Source organism: Lachnoclostridium sp. An196, from assembly GCF_002160135.1.
Taxonomy (GTDB): domain Bacteria; phylum Bacillota; class Clostridia; order Lachnospirales; family Lachnospiraceae; genus Hominiventricola; species Hominiventricola avistercoris.
The window spans coordinates 20,476-39,367 of the sequence record NZ_NFJZ01000017.1; the positions used below are offsets into that span (position 1 = coordinate 20,476).

The 18,892-nt window shown below is 53.6% G+C and carries 24 protein-coding genes; 1 reads left to right on the top strand and 23 read right to left on the bottom strand.

Annotated elements, in window-relative coordinates:
• Positions 1 to 72 precede the first annotated feature (72 nt).
• The 8 genes from B5F29_RS15295 to B5F29_RS15330 form a co-directional block, all read right to left on the bottom strand.
• The gene (locus tag B5F29_RS15295) at positions 73 to 402 is read right to left on the bottom strand and encodes a long-chain fatty acid--CoA ligase (RefSeq protein WP_087155466.1); all 330 of its coding nucleotides are present in this window, start codon (positions 400 to 402) and stop codon (positions 73 to 75) included.
• Complete coding sequence (locus B5F29_RS15300) at positions 395 to 796, bottom strand: hypothetical protein (protein WP_087155467.1); 402 nt, start codon at positions 794 to 796, stop codon at positions 395 to 397. The genes B5F29_RS15295 and B5F29_RS15300 overlap by 8 nt, the downstream gene beginning before the upstream one ends.
• The gene (locus tag B5F29_RS15305) at positions 759 to 1,043 is read right to left on the bottom strand and encodes a hypothetical protein (RefSeq protein ID WP_087155468.1); all 285 of its coding nucleotides are present in this window, start codon (positions 1,041 to 1,043) and stop codon (positions 759 to 761) included. The genes B5F29_RS15300 and B5F29_RS15305 overlap by 38 nt, the downstream gene beginning before the upstream one ends.
• Positions 1,040 to 2,020 (bottom strand): DNA cytosine methyltransferase, encoded by a 981-nt coding sequence (locus B5F29_RS15310; protein ID WP_087155469.1) that lies wholly within the window; start codon positions 2,018 to 2,020, stop codon positions 1,040 to 1,042. Before B5F29_RS15310 ends, B5F29_RS15305 begins: the two co-directional genes overlap by 4 nt.
• Positions 1,926 to 2,315 (bottom strand): hypothetical protein, encoded by a 390-nt coding sequence (locus B5F29_RS15315; RefSeq protein ID WP_206414223.1) that lies wholly within the window; start codon positions 2,313 to 2,315, stop codon positions 1,926 to 1,928. Before B5F29_RS15315 ends, B5F29_RS15310 begins: the two co-directional genes overlap by 95 nt.
• A gap of 377 nt (positions 2,316 to 2,692) precedes the next feature.
• On the bottom strand, positions 2,693 to 3,076 hold the full coding sequence (locus B5F29_RS15320) for a hypothetical protein (RefSeq protein ID WP_087155470.1): 384 nt from the start codon (positions 3,074 to 3,076) through the stop codon (positions 2,693 to 2,695).
• 28 nt (positions 3,077 to 3,104) lie between these two features.
• Positions 3,105 to 3,296: a helix-turn-helix domain-containing protein gene (locus B5F29_RS15325; RefSeq protein ID WP_087155471.1), complete on the bottom strand. Its 192-nt coding sequence runs from the start codon at positions 3,294 to 3,296 to the stop codon at positions 3,105 to 3,107.
• A complete protein-coding gene (locus B5F29_RS15330; protein WP_087155472.1) occupies positions 3,265 to 3,597 on the bottom strand; it encodes a hypothetical protein in 333 nt (110 codons plus the stop codon). Before B5F29_RS15330 ends, B5F29_RS15325 begins: the two co-directional genes overlap by 32 nt.
• 278 nt (positions 3,598 to 3,875) lie before the next feature.
• Here B5F29_RS15330 and B5F29_RS15335 point away from each other — a divergent pair, with 278 nt between their 5' ends.
• Positions 3,876 to 4,889, top strand: coding sequence for an XdhC family protein (locus B5F29_RS15335; RefSeq protein WP_162608455.1), 1,014 nt, complete (start codon positions 3,876 to 3,878; stop codon positions 4,887 to 4,889).
• 60 nt (positions 4,890 to 4,949) lie between these two features.
• Here the strand turns inward: B5F29_RS15335 and B5F29_RS15340 are convergent, their stop codons facing one another.
• The 15 genes from B5F29_RS15340 to B5F29_RS15410 all read right to left on the bottom strand — a co-directional run bounded on the left by B5F29_RS15340 (position 4,950) and on the right by B5F29_RS15410 (position 18,852).
• The gene (locus tag B5F29_RS15340; RefSeq protein WP_087155474.1) at positions 4,950 to 5,972 is read right to left on the bottom strand and encodes a molybdopterin-binding protein; all 1,023 of its coding nucleotides are present in this window, start codon (positions 5,970 to 5,972) and stop codon (positions 4,950 to 4,952) included.
• Positions 5,973 to 5,999: 27 nt separating this feature from the next.
• Positions 6,000 to 6,932: an MOSC domain-containing protein gene (locus B5F29_RS15345; protein ID WP_087155475.1), complete on the bottom strand. Its 933-nt coding sequence runs from the start codon at positions 6,930 to 6,932 to the stop codon at positions 6,000 to 6,002.
• 24 nt (positions 6,933 to 6,956) lie between these two features.
• Positions 6,957 to 8,012, bottom strand: a complete 1,056-nt coding sequence (locus B5F29_RS15350; protein WP_087155476.1) for a sulfate/molybdate ABC transporter ATP-binding protein — start codon at positions 8,010 to 8,012, stop codon at positions 6,957 to 6,959.
• On the bottom strand, positions 8,009 to 8,677 hold the full coding sequence (modB, locus tag B5F29_RS15355; protein ID WP_087155477.1) for a molybdate ABC transporter permease subunit: 669 nt from the start codon (positions 8,675 to 8,677) through the stop codon (positions 8,009 to 8,011). Before modB ends, B5F29_RS15350 begins: the two co-directional genes overlap by 4 nt.
• Positions 8,678 to 8,794: 117 nt before the next feature.
• Entirely contained in the window at positions 8,795 to 9,736 is a 942-nt protein-coding gene (gene modA / locus B5F29_RS15360) for a molybdate ABC transporter substrate-binding protein (protein ID WP_087155478.1), read from the bottom strand.
• A gap of 155 nt (positions 9,737 to 9,891) precedes the next feature.
• The gene (locus B5F29_RS15365) at positions 9,892 to 10,263 is read right to left on the bottom strand and encodes a winged helix-turn-helix domain-containing protein (RefSeq protein ID WP_087155479.1); all 372 of its coding nucleotides are present in this window, start codon (positions 10,261 to 10,263) and stop codon (positions 9,892 to 9,894) included.
• The gene (locus B5F29_RS15370) at positions 10,260 to 11,462 is read right to left on the bottom strand and encodes a DVU_1553 family AMP-dependent CoA ligase (protein ID WP_087155480.1); all 1,203 of its coding nucleotides are present in this window, start codon (positions 11,460 to 11,462) and stop codon (positions 10,260 to 10,262) included. Before B5F29_RS15370 ends, B5F29_RS15365 begins: the two co-directional genes overlap by 4 nt.
• A complete protein-coding gene (gene trsS, locus B5F29_RS15375; protein WP_087155481.1) occupies positions 11,459 to 12,841 on the bottom strand; it encodes a radical SAM (seleno)protein TrsS in 1,383 nt (460 codons plus the stop codon). Before trsS ends, B5F29_RS15370 begins: the two co-directional genes overlap by 4 nt.
• Positions 12,817 to 13,095 (bottom strand): hypothetical protein, encoded by a 279-nt coding sequence (locus B5F29_RS15380; RefSeq protein ID WP_087155482.1) that lies wholly within the window; start codon positions 13,093 to 13,095, stop codon positions 12,817 to 12,819. The genes trsS and B5F29_RS15380 overlap by 25 nt, the downstream gene beginning before the upstream one ends.
• A 3-nt stretch (positions 13,096 to 13,098) precedes the next feature.
• Positions 13,099 to 14,208, bottom strand: a complete 1,110-nt coding sequence (locus B5F29_RS15385) for an aminotransferase class V-fold PLP-dependent enzyme (RefSeq protein ID WP_087155483.1) — start codon at positions 14,206 to 14,208, stop codon at positions 13,099 to 13,101.
• Positions 14,201 to 15,337 (bottom strand): NTP transferase domain-containing protein, encoded by a 1,137-nt coding sequence (locus tag B5F29_RS15390; protein WP_087155484.1) that lies wholly within the window; start codon positions 15,335 to 15,337, stop codon positions 14,201 to 14,203. Before B5F29_RS15390 ends, B5F29_RS15385 begins: the two co-directional genes overlap by 8 nt.
• Positions 15,301 to 15,726 carry a DVU_1555 family C-GCAxxG-C-C protein gene (locus tag B5F29_RS15395; protein ID WP_087155485.1) on the bottom strand — a complete coding sequence of 142 codons (426 nt, stop codon included), beginning with the start codon at positions 15,724 to 15,726 and terminating at the stop codon, positions 15,301 to 15,303. Before B5F29_RS15395 ends, B5F29_RS15390 begins: the two co-directional genes overlap by 37 nt.
• A complete protein-coding gene (locus B5F29_RS15400) occupies positions 15,713 to 16,411 on the bottom strand; it encodes a class I SAM-dependent methyltransferase (RefSeq protein WP_087155486.1) in 699 nt (232 codons plus the stop codon). Before B5F29_RS15400 ends, B5F29_RS15395 begins: the two co-directional genes overlap by 14 nt.
• The gene (locus B5F29_RS15405; RefSeq protein WP_087155487.1) at positions 16,408 to 16,626 is read right to left on the bottom strand and encodes a DVU_1557 family redox protein; all 219 of its coding nucleotides are present in this window, start codon (positions 16,624 to 16,626) and stop codon (positions 16,408 to 16,410) included. Before B5F29_RS15405 ends, B5F29_RS15400 begins: the two co-directional genes overlap by 4 nt.
• 9 nt (positions 16,627 to 16,635) lie before the next feature.
• Positions 16,636 to 18,852 carry a pyridine nucleotide-disulfide oxidoreductase/dicluster-binding protein gene (locus tag B5F29_RS15410; RefSeq protein ID WP_087155488.1) on the bottom strand — a complete coding sequence of 739 codons (2,217 nt, stop codon included), beginning with the start codon at positions 18,850 to 18,852 and terminating at the stop codon, positions 16,636 to 16,638.
• Positions 18,853 to 18,892: the final 40 nt, after the last annotated feature.

Genomic DNA, 18,892 nt, shown 5'->3' on the forward strand with positions numbered 1-18,892 from the left:
TTTTTGTCGTCGTGGTAAACACACTCTTTACAATAGTCTGGGTGCTGCGGGTGCAATATGATTTCTGCCATGCTATTTCTCCGGCATTTCATAGACGCGCGGTATTGCCACCGCTCCCGGCTGTATATCCATGCCACCGCGTATTAACGCTGCCCCGCCGCTCCACGTCAAATACTGGGCGCATACGCGCTGTATCTCGTCCAGCACTTCTAAGCAGCGTTCCTTACTCTCATACTCTGCTATCTCCTCTAAGCAGCCGTCAGAAATGCAGATTGTATGGTGTACCTCCGCCTCTTTTCCTCTCTTAAAATCCTGTTTCTCGCTGTATTCCAGCGCATTAAAGGAAATTCCAAAACGGTACAACTTTTCTCTGTTCTGGCTCCGTATGTAAACCTCACTCATTCCTGCTATCCTCGCTTTCCTCTGTGTATTCCGGCTCTCCGTGTTCTAAAAATCCCTCCAAATATCCGGCGCACACTATGTCAATGTCCTGCCCGGCGCTGCCGTCGCTGTTTATCGTGATTTCTCCGTAATAACCATATACCGCGCCGTCCGGCGTATATATGGTTACGGTTCCTTTTGTTGCTGGCTCTGGTATTTCAATAACCAGCGGCTCCGCCTGCTCCTGCTGCATAATCGCCGCTACCTGTTCGTCTGTCTGCGGTTCTTCCCGCTGCCCTCTCCACCAGATAAGCATAGGCAGTAATACCAGCGCCGCTATAAAAGCCGCTGCGCCTGCTGCCGCACGTATCAGCGCCTTAAGTATCCTGTTTTCTCTCCTGTGTTGCTTTCTCATTTTCCCGCTCCTCTTTTAAGTACTTTTCCGCAATTCTTATAAAAGCCTCTATCCTCTCAATCTTTCTATTGTGTGCTTCTATTTGCTTCTGTGCCTTTCCTTTTATCCATATCCAATATGGTATTTCTGGATTTTCTTTTTCTTTCCGCAAGTCTTTCTTTGCTTTTTCTATAGCCTCTGCTAAATCTCCTGTATATGAAAAACTCCGCTCGTTCTTTGTTTCCTTTATTTGATATGTTGACTTCACTTTTTTACCTCCATGGTTTGATTAAGAAGAATTTTCCTAAACAGGCTCTCAAAAATTGGTACAGGTATACTATTGCCCGCCTGCTTATAAAGCGCCATTTTATAACGCCCGTTTTTCTCATGTACTGCCGCTGCCGCTTTAAAATCCTCGTCGGTATATCCTTGCAAACGCCAACATTCCAATTCTGTAAGATACCTGTAGCGTCCGTTTCCCATATCAATTACCTGCGCAGGCGTTCTGTCCTGTCTGGCTGTTATTGTATAGGCATAGTCCTGTATCACTGTTGCGCGCCTTATGCCCTTTTCCCCTATCACGCTTAATACGCTCGGCTGCGTAACGTCGTACACTGGCGGCGCGTCCGGTAAAAGAAACTCTTTTATATCCCTCATGGGCGTTTTTATCAAATCGTCAAAGGAAAATGCTTTTTCTCCCAGTGTCGATACGGTAAATACTCTTTCCCTCGCCTGCGGTAAACCAAATTCGCGCGCGTCCAAAATCTTAAAGCTGCTGCTATACCCCAGACGCTCCATTTCCTTTATGTACCTGTCAAAATTCGCCCTCATGTATCGGCTTAATACATTCTTTACGTTCTCCCAGATAACGTACCTTGGCCGCCATTCTCCCATTTGCTCTATAATGTGAATGGTTTCCCACATTAAGCTGCTGCGTGTTCCGCTGCCCTCGTCTGCGCCTTTCCCTCTGTTTATCCGTCCTCCCTCTGCCTTTGCTTTCCCTTGGTGTCCTGCTATGCTAAAGTCTTGACATGGGCTGCCGTGTATCAGAATATCCGGCTTTAAATTCCAGCCTACAACGCTCTGCGTTTTATATCGCAATTCCTCTGAAAACATAGCGTTATAGGAACGCACTGCCTTTTCGTCGATTTCAACGTAATCTATGGCTTTTACAGGTATCCCGATATTCCGCAGCGCACAGCGCGGGCTGCCTATCCCTCCAAACAGTTCCAAAATCTGTACCACGTTTTTCCCTCTCTTTCGTCTGCCAGTAAAAATTATTCGTTATCAGCATTTCCCGGCTGAATACCAGATACAGCCCCAGCGGTACAGTCAATACCGCTATTGTCGCGTCTCCGTCCAGCAGCCATACTGCAAACGCAGTAAAAGCCAGCACTGATATACCCGTTAATTTCTGCTTGATAAAATACCAGCGCCTCTGCCTGCGCAACTGCTCCCTCCTGCGCCTGTGCCTCTCCGCCCTCTTATATTCCGCTATTGCCTCTGTGCTGTCGGTAAGTATAATGACCGCGTACCTCATTCTCTGCCTCTCCTCCTGCGGTGGCGCTCTTATCTGCTTCACTGCCTCCGCTCTCCTACTCTGGCGTATATTTACTGTGTTGGCGCTTTTTCACATTAAAAAAGCTGCTTAAAAACCTGTTGACCTGCCACATACTCTATAGCTGGTATGACCGCTGCTATTTTTTCACAGTATACAGATACGGCTATTTGCCTGCCGTCCTCCGCCGCAGGTCTGCCAAACCTGCTACAAATACGCCTTACTGGTGTCGAACCAGTCAGCTTAAGCCCCTGCGTCCAGTTGCACTGTGCCCCAAATACTCGCCGCATTTTACCTAGAATTACTACGGTTTTCTCCCGGCAAAGGCGCTTACTGGCGGCCACTGCCGCCCATATTTTCTAAAACAAAAATCCCTTATCAACCAAAAACTTTATCCAGTCACAGCCCGTAACATCTTCTCGCTGTATGAATCTGTAAAATTCTTCTTTTGTGGTTACTCCGTCCTCGTTCATAAGTTGTTTTGCTCTCTCTGCTGCATTAGTTTGAAAAACGCAATCTGCGTAAAACGTCCTTTCTGCCGTTCCGTAATCGTTTCTCCCTCCCGGTGTTCTCATTTCTACTATCACCATTGGCCTCTTGCTCTTTTTGCCTCTTGCTTTTCTAAGTACCACAGCTTCACTGAATAGCCAGCCATTCCAACCCCGACGCATGGGCGCAAATTGTGTACGCGGAACCTGCACCAAATCTCCCGACTTCATTTTTTCATAGTTTGCAATTTTCATGGTTTACCTCTCTTTCGTTTTTCTTTGGTTAAAGTGTTTTCTGTGCCTTGTCTGCGCTGTAAGTCTCCTGCGTGGCTCCGCAGCGGGTAAGCTCTTTATAAATCGTATCTCTATGCACTCCCAGCGCTGCTGCTATCTCAACTACCCTGTTGCCCGCCTTGCTCATGTTCTCTATGGTCTGCCTGTCCTTATAGCACAGTCTTTTGTATTTTCTCGCCATTGTCTCTGCTCCCCTTTCTTTCAACTCTAAAAAGCCAGTCTGTTTCATCTTCTGTAACCAACCCGTAATACGTATCTGTTCTTGTAAAGCAATACTCTACGCCGTAAAACTGCCGTATCGCCATTTTATAAACTTCCCACTGCGCTTGGCACCAATCCGCCGCTTTTCTTCCCCTTTTATAATCGTCCGTATAATACCCATGCTTTCTGCAAGCGTCTAAAGATATATCCCAGCTTGTTATACATTCCTTTAAAGCTCCGCCTAATTCTGTCTTTAAAAATCTCTCTTTGTTTAACTTCATATTTCCTGCCTCTCTTTCGTGGATAAAAAAATAAGCGCGTCCAGAGATTTTTAGTCTCTAAACGCGCTTTTCATTTTCCTGTATATAAAAAATGAAATTCGGCTTGAGATTTAATATCTCCTGTCGAATTTCATTCTAAAACTTATCAAACTAGAATAACATATATCTGTGATATATGTTATAATGAACACAGAATGCGAATGATACCATCGCGCATACCGGTTTCCGCGCTTGCCGCAGAAAGCCGGGCGCATCTATCAAAACACAGGGGGTACATCATGAAAGAACGAATCAAAGCGATTCTGAGCACTCTCAAACGCCGGGAATCCCTGATCCTGGTCAGTATCCTGGCAAGTTCCGGCTCTACGCCCAGGGGGGCGGGCGCACTGATGCTGGTATTTGAAGACGGGCACGCGGAAGGAACCATCGGAGGCGGCGCAGTGGAGCACGCCGCACATCAGCACGCCGTCCGGCTTCTGCATGAACGCACTTCCGATACGGTAGGCTACCGCCTGTCCAAGGAAGATGTGGCCGGTCTCGGCATGGTCTGCGGAGGAGACGTCACCGTATATTTCCAGTACCTGGACGGAGATGCCTGCCTCCCCCTGTTCGAACGTCTCCTGGACGCGTTCTCCGAGAATAAAAACTTCTGGCTCGTGCGCAGAATGGAGCAGAACCGGGTGACAGCCATGGCTGCCTGTGACGAAGACGGACATTTCTGGGGCGATGATCTGTCCGGTTCTCTTCCGGCAGGGCTTCTGAAATCCAGGGCTGTTTTCCTGAGCGGAGATCCTTCTTACTATGCGGAGCCCATCGTTCAGGCCGGATGGGTATACGTCTTCGGCGGCGGGCACGTCTCCCAGGAGCTGGCTCCGCTGCTGGCTCATGTGGGATTCACGGTGGCAGTATTTGAGGACCGGGAAGCATTCGCCGATCCGGCGCTTTTCCCCGGTGTACAGGAAGTGATTCTGGGAGATTTTCAAAACCTCGCCGCCTCCATTACATTGACCGAAAAGGATTCCGCCGTGGTCATGACGCGCGGACACCAGGCTGATTTCGAGATCCTGGCTCAGCTCCTGAGACGCCCCATGGCCTATATCGGATGCATCGGCAGCCGCCGGAAAATCGCCGAGACCCGGAGAAAGCTGTCCGAACTGGGATTTCCGGACGACGCCTATGATGTGGTCCACTCTCCCATCGGCCTGAATATCGGAGCCGAGACGCCTGCGGAAATCGCGGTCTGTATCGCTGCCGAGATGATCCAGTGCAGAGCCGCGGCAAAAGAAGTATAAAAAAAGAAGACGGAAACTCCTTTTTCTTTCAAAGGAGAATTTCCGCCTTCTTTTTATCTTTTATCCTTTTCCGAAACCACAGTCCGGATAATGGCACTCCGGACATCCCAGGCAAAGTCCGCCGTGTCCCAGTGTGGTGATATCCTTGCGCGAGATCGGTATCCCCGCCGCCACTCTCGGCAATAACAGGTCAAAAATCGTAGCTTTCGCGTACATGACGCATCCCGGAAGCCCCATCACCGGCGTCCCGTCCGGGAAATATGCCAGACACAGCATGGCTCCCGGCAGCACCGGAGCCCCATAGGTGACAACCTCTGTTCCCGCTTCCCGGATCGCTCCCGGCGTCTGGTCATCCGGATCCACGCTCATGCCGCCTGTGGCTATGATCAGATCCAGTCCTTTATCTTTCATCTCCCGGATCGCCGACACGATGTCCGCCTTCTCATCGCCCACGATCCGATGTTCTTTCAGCTCGATACCGTAAGCCTGCAGCTTTCTCTCCACCACCGGAGTGAACTTGTCCTCGATCCGTCCATAGAACACCTCGTTGCCGGTGGTGACGACACCTGCCGTCTTCAGGCGGTAGGGAAGCAGACGGCAGAGCGGTTCACTTCCTGCGCGCTCTTTCGCCAGCTCCATCTTCTCCTTTTTAATCACCAGCGGGATCACTCTGGTGCCCGCCAGCTTCTCGCCCTTTTTCACCGGGCTGTTCGTATGTCTTGTGGCAATCATGATCTGATCAATGTCGTTGACCGCATCCAGACGCTCTACATCCACCTGGAACAGACCTTCGCATTCGGCAGTCAGTTCAATCTTGCCCTCTTTCACCTCAGAAGCCTTCATATGGTCGTTCTGGCAGATCTGCCGAAGGATCTCTGCAGCGTCATTTTCGTGATACATAGTATCATCTTTTTCCCATATGTAGAGATGGTCTTTTCCCATGCTGAGCAGCACCGGGATATCTTCCTCTGTCACAATATGGCCTTTTCTGAACCGGGGACCTTTACTCACCCCGGGGATAATCTGCGTCAGATCATGGCACAGCACCTGTCCGACCGCATCCTCTGTTCTGATCAGTTTCATAATTTCACTCTCCTGTTATTATTTCGGCTATTTGCGGGCGCACTCGCCGTCGCGCCCTCCTGCCAGCAGGATTCCGTGTTCCAATGTTGGCAGAATATATTCCAGATGTTCTTTCACTGCTTTAGGGCTACCAGGCAGGTTTACGATAAGCGTCTTGCCTCTCAGCACACTGGCTGCCCTGGACAGCATAGCTCTCGGTGTAATCGACAGGCTGTAAGCGCGCATAGCCTCCGCGATACCCGGCGCGTTCCGGTCCGCCACCGCCATCGTGGCCTCCGGAGTCACGTCCGTAGGAGCAAATCCGGTGCCTCCTGTCGTCAGGATCAGATCCATCTGACGCCCATCCGCCAGACGAATCAGCTGATTTTTCAGCGGCTGGATCCCGTCCGGCAGCAAAAGAGTTTCTTCCACCCGGTATCCGGCTTCGGTAAGCATCTTCACGATCAGCGGGCCTGAGAGATCCTCTCTCTCTCCTCTGCTCCCCTTGTCTGAAAGTGTGATCACAGCCGCCCGAAGAGGCGGATTCTCTTCCGGAGGAAGCAGTACCAGTTCATCCCCCACAGACACTTTCCCGCCTTTTAATACCCGGGCGAAGACTCCTTCTCTGGGCATAATGCAGTCTCCGGTCTTCTGCCTGATGATACAGTCGCTGTGGCATTCTTTTCCGATCTGCGTCATTTCCAGTACGGCGTCTCCTGTGCCGAACCGGCTGCCCACCGGTAAATTCCGAAAATCCAGGCCGTCCACCACCAGATTCTCGCCGAACGCTCCGTATTCCACCCAGATTTTTTTCCGGAACTCGTCGATCTTATCCCCGGACAGGAGGCTTACCTGTCTGTGCCAGTTTCCTCCATGCGCGTCTCCCTCCAGTCCGAAGCCTTCCACCAGCATTCCGGAACCCACATTTTCTTTCGGCGTCCCCTTTTCTCTGCTGATACAGACTGCTCTGATCTTTCCCATACCACATTACCTCCTGTCTCTTTTTTACCTGTTATCCTCCGGATATAAAAGCAGCACATTCTGCGGCGCGATTCCCAGCTGCTCCGGCATTTTGTCCGGCATCCGGTCCTTTGGAATCCTCCACCATACAGGCGTACTGTCCTTTTCCTGCCCTGCATAGCGGAACAGAATCGTAGTCTCAAAAGGTTCTTCCATGCGGTCCGCATAGACTACCGGAAATACATTCTCTCTGGCTCTGGAATTGAAATAATGCGCCCGGATACCGATGGCGCAGACATGATCCCCCACCGGTTTTCCTGTCTTCAGGCAGATCCCCCACTCCGGAACCTCCACTTCATATTCCCCTGACTTTCTGGCCCTGACAATGTTCTTGCAGCCGGTCAGAACAGCCCCGGCCCGGGTCCCGGGATCAGCAAAGATCTCTTTGGTCCCGCCGGTCCCAAATACCTTTCCGCTGTCAATCAGCGCCATTCTGGAACAAAGATGATATATTTCGTCTCTGCTGTGGCTGACCAACAGTACATCTTTCCCGTAATTTTCCAGCAGTTCCTTTACCTGAATCTGCAAAGAATCCCTCAGATAGGAGTCCAGCGCGCTGAACGGCTCATCCAGAAGAAGCAGTTCCGGTCCGCTGACCAGAATACGCGCCAGCGCCGCTCTCTGCTGCTGTCCTCCGGAAAGCTGATGCGGAAGGGATCTGCGGAGACTTGTCAGTTCCATCATCTCCAGCACATTTTCCAGCTTTTCCCTGCGGATATTTCTGTCTTTTTCCCGGTTCAGCCCGCAGAGTATGTTCTTTTCCACCGTCATATTGGGAAACAGCGCATAATTCTGAAAAAGATAACCTACGTTCCTTACCTGCGGACTCAGATTCATATGCTGTTCGCTGTCAAAAAGAACTCTGCCGTTCAGAACAATACGTCCCTCGTCCGGCGTGACGATCCCGGCGATACTTTTCAGCGTCAGGCTTTTGCCGCATCCGGATGCTCCCAGAAGCCCCATGATCCCGCTCTCATGTTCCAGATCAACAGAAAGCAGAAACCCTCCAAAATCCTTTTTAATGTGAACCGAAAGACTCATGACGCACCTGCCTTTCCGTTTCTGCATTCCAGCATATTCACAATCAGCAGCACCACCGTGGATATCGCCATATTGACCAGTACCCAGAAGAGCGCGCCCGCTTCGTCATTCGTTCTCCACAGCTGATATACCGTCGTGGAAATCGTCGCCGTCTTGCCCGGAATATATCCGATCAGCATGCTGGTCGCTCCGTATTCGCCCAATGCGCGGGCAAACGCCAGCACCGTCCCTGCCAGGATTCCCTGTCTGCAGGCAGGCATCCGGATATTCCAGAAAATATAAGTATTGGACAGACCCAAAGTCTGTCCTGCATAAGCCAGCGTTACGTCGAAACTTTCAAATGCGCCTCTGGCTGTCCGATACATCAAAGGAAACGCCACCACCGCAGATGTCAGGATTCCTCCATACCAGGTCATGGCGAACTGAATCCCCCACTGCGACAGCAGCATCCCCAAAGGCCTTTTCAATCCAAAGATCAACAGAAGGAAATATCCGCATACAGTAGGCGGAAGAACCATGGGCAGCGTCAGGAATACATCCAGAATTCCTTTTATGGCACGGGGCAGCCGCGCCACATAATACGCCGCGAATATACCGGCAAAAAATACCATCACACAGCTTATCGCCGCAATTCTCAGAGAGTTGATAAGCGGATACCAGTCCAAACTCCGCACCTCCGTTCTCTACAGCCGGGGGCTGCCTGTCCTGCAGCAGCCCCGCGTATTTTCCTTTATCAACTGTTCAGGACGGCATATCTTCTCACCCTGCCTGAACTGTTATCTTTATTCTACCCCTGAAAATCCGACTTCTTCAAATACAGCCATGCATTCATCTGTCTGCAGATAATCCAGAAATGCCTGAGCCTCTTCCGGATGAGCCGCAGTCTTCAGCACTGCCGCCGGATAGATAACCTGTCCGCACATATCTGCCGTCGCGTAGTCCACGATATTCAATCCCTCAGAGTACGCGTCCGTACAGTAGATCACGCCGCAGTCCACGCTGCCCTCCGCGATCTGAGTCGCCACTTCCTTTACATTGCTGCCATAGGAAATCACACCGGACGCTGCCAGTTCTTCCTCATTGAGACCGTAATACTCCAGGATTCTCTGTGTATACTGACCTACCGGCACATCGCTGTTGCCCATAGCCATTAAAATACTTCCGTCCTGAAGAGCCGCCGCCATATCGTCGAACGACTCAAGGCCCGCCTCATTGTCCGGCGTCACGCACAGCGTCACTCTGTTTTCCAGAATATCGACTCTGGAATCTTCATCCACAAAGTCCAGTCCTTCCGTGTTGACTTCCGGATCCGCGTTGATGTCCAGCTGATTCATCTGGGTCTGTCCTGCGGAAATGAACAAGTCGCACGCTGCGCCCTCCTGGATCTGTGTCTTCAGTGTTCCCGAAGAATCAAAGTTGAAAGTCAGCGTCACGTTGGGAGCAACTTCCTTGTACATTTCACTGATCTCGGTCAGGGTTTCCGTCATGGACGCGGCCGCGAATACGACCACTTCCACATTTTCTGCAGTGTCTGCGGTCTCTTCCGCAGGCTCCTCCGCCTCCGTTGTCTCCTCCTCTGAAGCTGTATCTGCAGCTTCGGTTTCATCTGCGGCAGCGGCCACCTCTGTGTCCTCCGTACTGGAGGAAGTGCTTGATGACCCACAGGCTGCCAGGCTGATACCCAACGCACATGCGAGCAGCGATGCCAAAAGTTTTTTCTGCATCTTTTTCTCCTTCCTTTCTTTTTCAGAAAAAAATATTCAAAACGCGGATTTACACGTTTTGTTCTCGCAAAAGATAATATAACAAACCGCAGCATCCTTTTCAAGTTATTTACATATTTAATTTGTCAATATTTAATTATATATTTTTAATTTCATCAGTGTTTTTCGTTATTTTCTACCAATTTCACATTTTCTCCATAATACTTTTCAAATACATCTCTGACCACTCCGGCAGCCTTTTTCTCCGCCTCTTCATATACTTCCAGAAGTTTTTCCCCTTCCGGAGTCAGCACGGACCCATTTTTTCCCATTCTTACCAGAAGCGGCATGCCCAGCGTCTTTTCCGCCTGGCGGACGATCCTCCAGGCTTTGCTGTAAGCCATACCCATCTCTTTGGTCGCCTGGTTCAGAGAATGATACTCTTTTACCCCGTGCAGCAGATCCGCTACGCCTCTGCCGAAATAATCCCTGCCATCCACATTTTTTCCTTTTACACGCACGCGCACATTATAGTACAGACCATTCATCGCTTCTCCATCCCCGTTATTTTTCTTTTTCCAGCATAGCACGGCATGTCTTCCATAGCAACGGTTTTCCACCGGTACCGTATCGGATATCCTTCCAGTTCTTCCGGAAAATCCGCCCTGTCCTTCCGGAGATAGCCTTCCGCATATAGCGTATCTCCCTCCATCCGCATCCGGTAATCCACCACTTCCTCATACTGAAACATCCGGTCGTCCAGTTTTTCCATCGCCGTACATCTGCTCCTGCGGCGTACCCGGTCCAACCTTATAACAGCGCTGCCGCAGGGGCAAGGTTCCGGCAGGATCCTGGTGATGTCTCCGGTCCGGTACCGGATCAGCGGCATGGCATCCGCTTCAATGGAAGTCAGAACCAGTTCTCCCCATTCTCCCCGCGGCAGAACCCTTCCCTCTTCATCCACGATCTCCGCGATCAGGTCATTTTCCCGCAGATGCATCCCCTCAAACGCCGGACAGGTCACCGCTCCGCCCAGTCCGATCTCCCTGGAGCCATAATGCGGATACAGTCTGGTTCCAAGGCGGGCTTCGATCTCTTTTCTGACCGTATCGGGGCAGGCGTCCGCGCTCACCAGCGCCCTTACAAGGCTGTTCTCAGGCCGGAGCCGCAAAAGGGACAGCAGCGGGACAGGCATGCCCACAAACACCTGAGGTCTTTCAACATCCAAAATATCCAGCAGTTCCCCATAGCTGCGCCCGGTTCCTGCCGCCAGAGGAATCCCTTTCAGCCGTCCGACCGCCTCCGCGATCAGTTCTCCCAGCCCCCGGTTCCCGGAAAAAGGCATACAAACCATAACCTTCTCTCCCGGGAAGACCAGTTCCGAAAGGCCTGCCGCGAAAAATGAAACCGTTCTCTCATTGTCCTTTGCCGAATAATAGACGCGCTTCGCCTTTCCGGCAGTTCCCGAAGTCTCCTGGGAACGTACACGCTCGATCCCGCTCTGGCTCGTCAATACCATGCGGTGGCCTTCCCGGATCAGGTCTTTTTCCGTGGTGAACGGCAGTCTGCGCAGATCCTCCAGCGTATCCAGCCGGTCCGGCAGAGAACGGTAAAAACCGCCCCGCTCCTTCTCCCTTTTCAGCAGAATATTTAACTTTCGAAGCTGGATCTCTTCGATCTGTTTCCTTTCCAGATCCTGTACACCTTCCTGTCTCCGGATCCAGCCGTCCAGATTCGTTCTTTTCATCGGTACAGAAATCTCCCCCTCCGGTCTGTCAGATTATAGGCGCAGAAGGGCACCATCCCGTAGCGGCTGTCTGTCTCCAGGATGTAACAGCGGCGAAGACGGGCGAGATCCAGATTATAAGCATCCTGAAACAGCATGCACGAAACGGCAAACGTGTTGTTGTGCCGCTTCATCAGGAATTCGTCCAGCGAAGAAGTGTCCAGCCGCATCTGTTCTGTACTCTCCCCGCAGCAGCAGTTCTGTGTTTCCGGTTCGTTTTCTCCGCAGCAGCAGCTTCCTGTTTTCGCGCCGCTCCACTGCTGTTCCACGTATTTTCTCGCCTGTTCCGAAGCTCCTCCTCTGCGCGACTCGCCATGCGCCAGAGGACTCAGGCTTCCATCCTCCCGGCGCAGATAATTTGCCTGGAACGTACAGTAAGGATTCGTCGCGTTTCCCCCGGTGAAATGCTCTGCTTTCATCATGCCGCCCGTCTGCTCTTCGATCAGGGCCAGGAGCTTCGGAATCGTCACGCGATAGCTTCCCGGATCTTCCGGATATCTGCCGAAATAACTCATGGGCTGAAAATGCACTCCCCGCACGGCCGGCATCCGGTCCACGGCGTATTTAAGAATCGTGCCCACCTGGTCTTCATTGATCCCACGGGCAATCACCGGAACCAGCACGATCCCCAGCCCGGCTTCTTCGCAGGCATCGACGGCAGCCTTTTTCTGCTCCCACAAAGCCTTCCCCCTGAACACCTGACAGACTTCATCCCCGATCCCGTCAAACTGTAAATATACGCAGGAGAGTCCTGCCTCTTTCAGAGCTTTCGCGTATCCCTCTTCTTCCGCCAGACGGATTCCGTTGGTATTCAGCTGGAAAAAAGTAAATCCTTTCTCTTTCCCCATCCGGATCAGCTCCGGCAGATCGTCGCGCATGGAAGGCTCTCCTCCGGAAAGCTGCAGATTGAAGGGACCCCCGTGTTCCATCAGAAAGTCCATCTGTCTGCCCAGTTCTTCCAGAGAAATATCTTCTCCTTCTCCCGCGTCCGCAAAACATACCGGACACCTTAGATTACATCTTTTCGTCACTTCCAGCAAAACGCAGCAGCCCCGGCGCTCATGAGCCTCACAGAGACCGCAGTCCAGCGGACAGCCCTTTTCAGAAGGTCCGGCTTTCAGGATCCGGTCCGCCGGACGCGCTCCGGCGCCCCAGGCCTCATAGCTCTCCCTGCTCCCTTCCCAGATCAGAGCGCGGAAATCCCCATGCTCCGGACATGTCTTCTCCAGATAGATGCCATCCTCTTCTTCCGTCTTCACAGCCGGGATCACCCGCAGGCATTCCGGGCAGACGCTCTGCGTCTCTCCGATCGCTTTTACGCTTCTGTCTCTTCCAGCCATCGCTCCAGCCCTTTCTTCTCTTCTTCCCAGTTTTCCTCCGTAAAATTGACTTTCACCACCCGCGCCGCCAGGATGCCTTTGATCTCCATCCCTTCTCTCCGCGCGGAAAACACCGGCCGGCGGAACCGGTGGTTCTCCCGGATATCCCAGTCGGCCAGCAGCCTGGTCAGCTCCTTTCCGGTGACAGGAAGTTCATATTCATATGTGCGCGCCCCGGCAAAACAATTTTCCGTTTTCTTACATCGAAATTCCATCTTTTACACACTCTCCGCCAGATCCCGCACTGCCGACAATACGGTCTCTATCTCTTTCTCTGATGTGAATCTGGACAGACTGAGCCGGATGGTCCCCTGCGGCATCCCGATGTCTTTCATCAGGCCGGGCGCGCAGTGCAGTCCGGTCCGGCAGATGATGTCATAACTGTCGGTCAGGATATCTCCCGCCTCTTCCGGCGTATATCCCGGTATCACAAAAGACAGCACCGGCATACACGGTTCTTCCGGGCGGATCACCTGACAGCCTATGCCGGCCAGGCCGTCCGCCAGCTGACGCATCCGGGCGCTTATGATATCCCTATCCGCCGGGTGCTCCCTGCTCCACCTGAGGGCTGCCAGAAGGCCGTGATAAGACGGCTCGTTTCCGGTTCCGGCTTCCAGATGAACCGGCATCTCATCCGGCATCTCCTTCAGATCGCTTTTGATGCCCGTGCCGCCCACCATATACGGACGCAGGGAAATCCCCTGCCGTACATAGAGACCACCGGTGCCCTGAGGTCCCAGCAGATATTTATGGCCGGTGAAGGCCGCCATATCCACTCCCCATTTCTCCAGTCTGACCGGGACACATCCCAGCGTCTGGGACATATCCAGCAGGAAGGCCGCCCCATACGCATGCGCCGACGCGCACATGGCTTCCGCGTCATTTACCGCCCCCGTCACATTGGACGCGTGATTCAGTACACACAGCCTCGGACGGTATTTCTGTACCGTCTCCTTCCATCTCTCCGGCCGGATCCGCCCGGTCTCATCCGCCGGTACATATACCACCCTGACGCCGCTCTGTTCCAGCCGGTACAGCGGCCGGAGCACCGAATTGTGCTCGGCATTCGTGGCAAGCACCGTATCCCCCTCCTGCAGAGGCCAGCCGAAAAGAGCTTCGTTCAGTCCCCAGGTAGAATTGCATCCCAGCGCGATCCGCTCCGGACAGGAAACGCCCATCAGAGATGCCAGTTCTCTGCGCGCTTCATCAAACACGTTCACATCCTCGATTCCTCCCCGGTTGGCGGCTCCGGGAAGCCTGCGCACGGCTTTCGCCATGGCTTCCCCCACCTCCTCCGGCTTTGGCCAGGACGTGGCGGCATTATTCATGTACACATGTCTCCTCAAGCCTTTCACCTGTCCTTTCTTCAAATTCCGCGATCAGGCGCCGGCAAAGGGCGATATTTTTCCTCACCCGCTCTTTTACCGGATCTTTCCCGAGCGCTTTCTGATAACGCTCCGCTACCGTCACTCTCCGGTCTTCCTGTACCAGTTTGTCCGCCAGAAAGACGATCGCGGATTCCCGGCAGATACTCTCCGGTTCTTCTTCAAATCCGCCGTGCGCGCCGACTATCTCCGCCAGAGCCGCATACCCCTTTTCTTCCAGGAATAATGCCGCGGCCTGTTCATGATGCGGCTGCAGGCGGCAAAGATCATGCAGATAACCTCCGCTGCGGCACAGTTCCACATCCAGGCAGGCCCCGCGGCTGATCAGAGATTCCGCCATCCGGGCGGCCAGATCTCCCACTGCCCGGCAATGTGCCCGGATATGCGCGGGCAGCCGCACCTCTTCATACAACTGTACGCAGCAGTCTGCCGAGATCCCCCGGAACCTCCGGGCATACACCCTCATCTCCTCCAGATCCGAAGGATAATCCGCGTCCTTTAAGGTTCCCGGATCCCTGCTCTCTGCTTTTTTCATCCGCATCTTACTGGAAACGGCGCCCAGTCCTCCCTCTCCTCCATAGGAAAGCACCTCGTCATATCCTTCCGGGCTTAAAAACAGCGGGTGAGCATGCTTGCCGTTCAGAAGCGGGATCATCCCCTGCATCCCCTTCTCCAGCCCCTCTGCCTCCTTCTTCAGATAAGCCATCGTCTTCGGAGATACCAGAGGCAGATCTCCCGGCAGGAAGAAAACGCCCTCCGCGTCTCTCATGCCTGACAGCCCTTTCTTCACGGACGCCAGCATATCCGTAGAGGCAAAGTCCCTGTTCTCTGTCAGCCGCACTCCCATAGGGGCCAGGATCTCCCGCATCCGGTCCGCCTCCCTGCCGATCACTACCGTGATATCTTGGATACCTCCGTTTTTTAGGCTCTGAACCGTCATCTGGATCATGGGAAATCCGTTCAGCGTAAGCAGCGGTTTGAACGCGCCCATGCGCCTGGACTGCCCCGCCGCCACGATCAGTCCCCGCCAGTCTCTCATATGGTCCCGTTTTTCTGCAGAATCTCCAGGCATTTTTCAAACACTCCTTCCACGATCCCCGGGCACCGGCGCATCTTATTTCCCGGATCTCCATCCAGTATCTGCCCGCAGGAACACCCGCCGTACGCCTCCCCCATAGATTCCTCGAACCATTCCACCAGTTCACAGATCATGGCAGACGCATTGGGGTCTTCCAGTTCCCCGGCCTCTCCTTTCCCGCAGAAATATCCCAGCAGGCAGCATCCTCCCGTCAGCGCGCCGCACGTCCTGCCGGAGAACCCCAACCCTCCGTTCAGCCCGCTCATGGCACGGATCAGGTCCGGATCCTCTTTTCCCTCCGACTCCAGGGCAAGGATCAGGAGAATCTGAGCGCAGTAAAACCCCTGTCCCGATAATTCCAGCATCCGGTCAAACAGTTCCATTTCCCTCTCCTTTCTCCAGGCAGGCCAGAAAATATCCGCAGCCGGTCTTTCCGGCAGAGCGGAAGAAATCCAGAAGCGTTTCTTCCGCATTCCCTTTCCACAGACTTTCCAGGAAAAAATCCTTCCACAGAATGCTTTCGTCTTCCATGGAGCAGATCCGGAATCCGGCGTCTGCAAATGCCTTTCTCCAGCCTTCCCAGGTAAGATCTCCTCCAAGCAGCGGTTCCAGGTCTGTCCGTTTCTGAAAAAACACATCCGACAGGAGGAATTTCCCTCCCGGCCTCAGGATCCGGTGCGCTTCCCGCAGCGCCTCCGCCCGTCCGCCGCAGGAGGACAAGCTGCATTCTGCCAGACAGAGATCATAGGATTCATCCCGGCAGCGCAGGCTGCGCATATCCTGTTCCCTCACTTCTTCCGATCCCGGAAACAGATCGATCCCCTCCGCGTCGTATCCGTTTTCTCTCAGGAACCGTACCGCGGTTCCATCTCCTGCTCCCAGATCCAGCGCCCGCGGCGATTCTGAACCTGCATCCGAAATCTGGGCGTTTCCGGTCTCCTGCTCCCGGATCCGGCATTGACCCATTTTCAGGAGTCTCTCTGTAAGAGAGATTCCTCCCGGATGTCCCCCCGGCAGGCACGTCTTGTGTTCCTTTTTCTGTGTTTTCGCCTTCGCTTCTCCGTTCATTTATCCTCCAGACTGCGTTCCACGGTCAGTACTTTGCCCATGGCCAGATCCTCCGGCACATAGACGAATCCGCATTCCGGACAGACCGGAAGCTCCACAGGGAACGCGTTTCCCATATAAGAGAACATCGCTTTCCCTTTCACCATCGCCTTCTTACACCGGGCACACATCAATTTTCCCATGGGATCTACGCTGTAATAATTTTTTTCCGCCATGGCATCCTCCTACTCCACAGTCATCCGGTGGCTGTAAGCGCCGAATACCAGGTATCCGTCTTCTTCCTTCCGGAACTTTACCCAGAATGTTACATTTCCCAGCCTGCGGCAGGTCACAAGCCAGCCATGCTCCTGATCGAAGACCGCCGCGCCGGATTCTTCGTACGCCCGGAGCACCGCATCCACATCGCTTTTCAGAATCATGCGGTCTTCCATCTCTTCCATGGCTCCTTGCGCGTAACGGACAGGGAGCATTTCTTCCATATACATATCCTCCTTCCAGATCTCCCGCAGCAGTTTCTGTTTCAATTTCAGCCGGTTCTTTCTTCTGCGGGACAGATCCGGAACTGTATCATCCCCGGTCCCGTAGACCAGTTCCAGGATATGCCGCGTCCCGGCTCCCGTCCTTGCGAACTGGTCTTTGCAGGCCATACAGTAGGTCACGATCATTCCGTCCGCGCGTCCGGCCGCAAAATCTGCTTTCTCCCGCGCCATCTGAGGATTGGCGTATTTTACCAGGCCGCCAAAACCGCAGCATGGGGACAGATCTCCGGAAAACGGCGCTTCCGTCACTCGGCATCCCAGGGCACGCGCCAGAGCGCGCACCACCTCCTGCGTCTTCTTGTCGCCTCTGGCCCCGCAGGCGTCGTGAACCGCAGCCGGACGGCTCTCCAGAGGCTCCACGCCCAGTTTCAGCAGAATTTCCCAGATCCCCACCGTCTCTGCCTCAAAGTAACGGTCAAAAATCTTCCGGCAGGTAGGGCAGGCACAGATCACTGTCGGCCTTCCCATCTCTTCCCAGGCAGACCGGAATCTTTCTTCCGCTTCCGCAAGCAGATCCTCTCTGGCCGCCCACTCGGAGACAGCCCCGCAGCAGCCCAGGATCAATCCTACGCCGCCCTCCAGCCTTGTGCTCAGATCCCGGTAAGCAGCCTCCACCGTATCCGGCGATACCGCGGATGCCTGACAGCCCGGGAAGAACACATAACGGCATTTCTCAAACCCCGGCTGTTTCCTTGCCAGGAAAGCTTCCCCGTTGGAAAACTGCTGATCCAGAAGGGCAAATTCATGAGCCGACGGAGGCATCTTCTTCGTCTCCACCATGGTATGCCGCGCGATCCGGCATACATCCGGATAATCAAATCCATTGGGACAGGCCGCCCTGCACTGCCCGCATTCATCACAGGCATTGATCAGGCCGTTGGCCATGTGGTTGCCCATGACGATGGAGAGATTGTTATAGATCTCCCGGATCGCCGCTCTGGGATTTCTTTTATAATGCTGCAAGTAGACGCATCCTTTGATGCACTCCGTACACTGGCACTGGATGCATCTGGCGGCTTCCGCCGCGGCCTTCTCCTTTGTCACATGCTCCGGATCCAGAAGACTCTCCGATCCTTCCACCCCATCCATGGTTACAAAGAGCCGGCTCTCTCTGTTTTCTTCTTCCGGGGGTGTCCCCGCGCCCTGCAGAAAGCAGTCGGCAAGAAGCGCCGTCCTCTTTGCGGAAGCCAGAAGCCCCGCGACGCTTTCTTCTTTCTGTCCGGCGAAGCAGTTCTCCTTCTGACAGGCCAATCCCGGATCCGGCGAAATACATACGGCATCCGCTTCCTCTGATACCTTCTCAATTAATTCTATCGACAGGGCCTTCTCTTCTTTTCGTAAGATCCGCAGATTCTGAAGCGCTGTCAGATCCGCTTTTGCTTCCGCTTCCGGAAGCCCCAGCCGCAGCAATGGTTCCACCAGTGATCCGCAGGAAGTATGCCAGGAAACCTCATACCCCTTCTTTCCCAGCTCCCAACAGCATGCCAACGCAAAAAGATCGTCCCCGATCACCGCCGTCTTCTTCTGTTTTTTCGGAAGCATAAACCGGCTGACCGCGCCGCTTCCCCCGTACATGGCGCATGCTCTCTCCAGCGCCCGCAGACGGACACCGTCTCCCAGACGGGAGAGCGTACATCTGTTCTCGCATTCACCGCTGCAGTTCCCGGACAGCGTATACAAAAAAGGCGTAGACATCCGGATAATCCCCGCAGCCTTGGAAAAATCGCCTTTCGCCGCATGATCGCACACACTCCGCATGTCGATGCCCAGCGGGCAGGCTGCCATGCAGGGAGGCGGATCTGTCCGGGTGCACACCGCTTCCCGCTCATGAAGCTCATCCTGCCCGAAAGCCTGCTTCATCAGATAATGTTTTCCCACCAGGGCAGACTCTTTTTTCTCCATGTACCGCTTCCCTCCAATTATCCTTAAAATAGATAAGTGT

What these genes read in the sequence shown, in the direction of transcription:
- trsS (WP_087155481.1), bottom strand. Translation starts at nt 12,841, where the DNA reads ATGGCTGGAAGAGACAGAAGCGTAAAAGCGATCGGAGAGACGCAGAGC.
- B5F29_RS15340 (WP_087155474.1), bottom strand. Translation starts at nt 5,972, where the DNA reads ATGAAACTGATCAGAACAGAGGATGCGGTCGGACAGGTGCTGTGCCAT.
- B5F29_RS15320 (WP_087155470.1), bottom strand. Translation starts at nt 3,076, where the DNA reads ATGAAAATTGCAAACTATGAAAAAATGAAGTCGGGAGATTTGGTGCAG.
- B5F29_RS15400 (WP_087155486.1), bottom strand. Translation starts at nt 16,411, where the DNA reads ATGAACGGAGAAGCGAAGGCGAAAACACAGAAAAAGGAACACAAGACG.
- B5F29_RS15335 (WP_162608455.1), top strand. Translation starts at nt 3,876, where the DNA reads ATGAAAGAACGAATCAAAGCGATTCTGAGCACTCTCAAACGCCGGGAA.
- B5F29_RS15330 (WP_087155472.1), bottom strand. Translation starts at nt 3,597, where the DNA reads ATGAAGTTAAACAAAGAGAGATTTTTAAAGACAGAATTAGGCGGAGCT.
- B5F29_RS15405 (WP_087155487.1), bottom strand. Translation starts at nt 16,626, where the DNA reads ATGGCGGAAAAAAATTATTACAGCGTAGATCCCATGGGAAAATTGATG.
- B5F29_RS15365 (WP_087155479.1), bottom strand. Translation starts at nt 10,263, where the DNA reads ATGAATGGTCTGTACTATAATGTGCGCGTGCGTGTAAAAGGAAAAAAT.
- B5F29_RS15325 (WP_087155471.1), bottom strand. Translation starts at nt 3,296, where the DNA reads ATGGCGAGAAAATACAAAAGACTGTGCTATAAGGACAGGCAGACCATA.
- B5F29_RS15300 (WP_087155467.1), bottom strand. Translation starts at nt 796, where the DNA reads ATGAGAAAGCAACACAGGAGAGAAAACAGGATACTTAAGGCGCTGATA.
- B5F29_RS15350 (WP_087155476.1), bottom strand. Translation starts at nt 8,012, where the DNA reads ATGAGTCTTTCGGTTCACATTAAAAAGGATTTTGGAGGGTTTCTGCTT.
- B5F29_RS15410 (WP_087155488.1), bottom strand. Translation starts at nt 18,852, where the DNA reads ATGGAGAAAAAAGAGTCTGCCCTGGTGGGAAAACATTATCTGATGAAG.
- B5F29_RS15385 (WP_087155483.1), bottom strand. Translation starts at nt 14,208, where the DNA reads ATGAATAATGCCGCCACGTCCTGGCCAAAGCCGGAGGAGGTGGGGGAA.
- B5F29_RS15345 (WP_087155475.1), bottom strand. Translation starts at nt 6,932, where the DNA reads ATGGGAAAGATCAGAGCAGTCTGTATCAGCAGAGAAAAGGGGACGCCG.
- B5F29_RS15380 (WP_087155482.1), bottom strand. Translation starts at nt 13,095, where the DNA reads ATGGAATTTCGATGTAAGAAAACGGAAAATTGTTTTGCCGGGGCGCGC.
- B5F29_RS15390 (WP_087155484.1), bottom strand. Translation starts at nt 15,337, where the DNA reads ATGCCTGGAGATTCTGCAGAAAAACGGGACCATATGAGAGACTGGCGG.
- B5F29_RS15295 (WP_087155466.1), bottom strand. Translation starts at nt 402, where the DNA reads ATGAGTGAGGTTTACATACGGAGCCAGAACAGAGAAAAGTTGTACCGT.
- B5F29_RS15395 (WP_087155485.1), bottom strand. Translation starts at nt 15,726, where the DNA reads ATGGAACTGTTTGACCGGATGCTGGAATTATCGGGACAGGGGTTTTAC.
- B5F29_RS15370 (WP_087155480.1), bottom strand. Translation starts at nt 11,462, where the DNA reads ATGAAAAGAACGAATCTGGACGGCTGGATCCGGAGACAGGAAGGTGTA.
- modA (WP_087155478.1), bottom strand. Translation starts at nt 9,736, where the DNA reads ATGCAGAAAAAACTTTTGGCATCGCTGCTCGCATGTGCGTTGGGTATC.
- B5F29_RS15315 (WP_206414223.1), bottom strand. Translation starts at nt 2,315, where the DNA reads ATGAGGTACGCGGTCATTATACTTACCGACAGCACAGAGGCAATAGCG.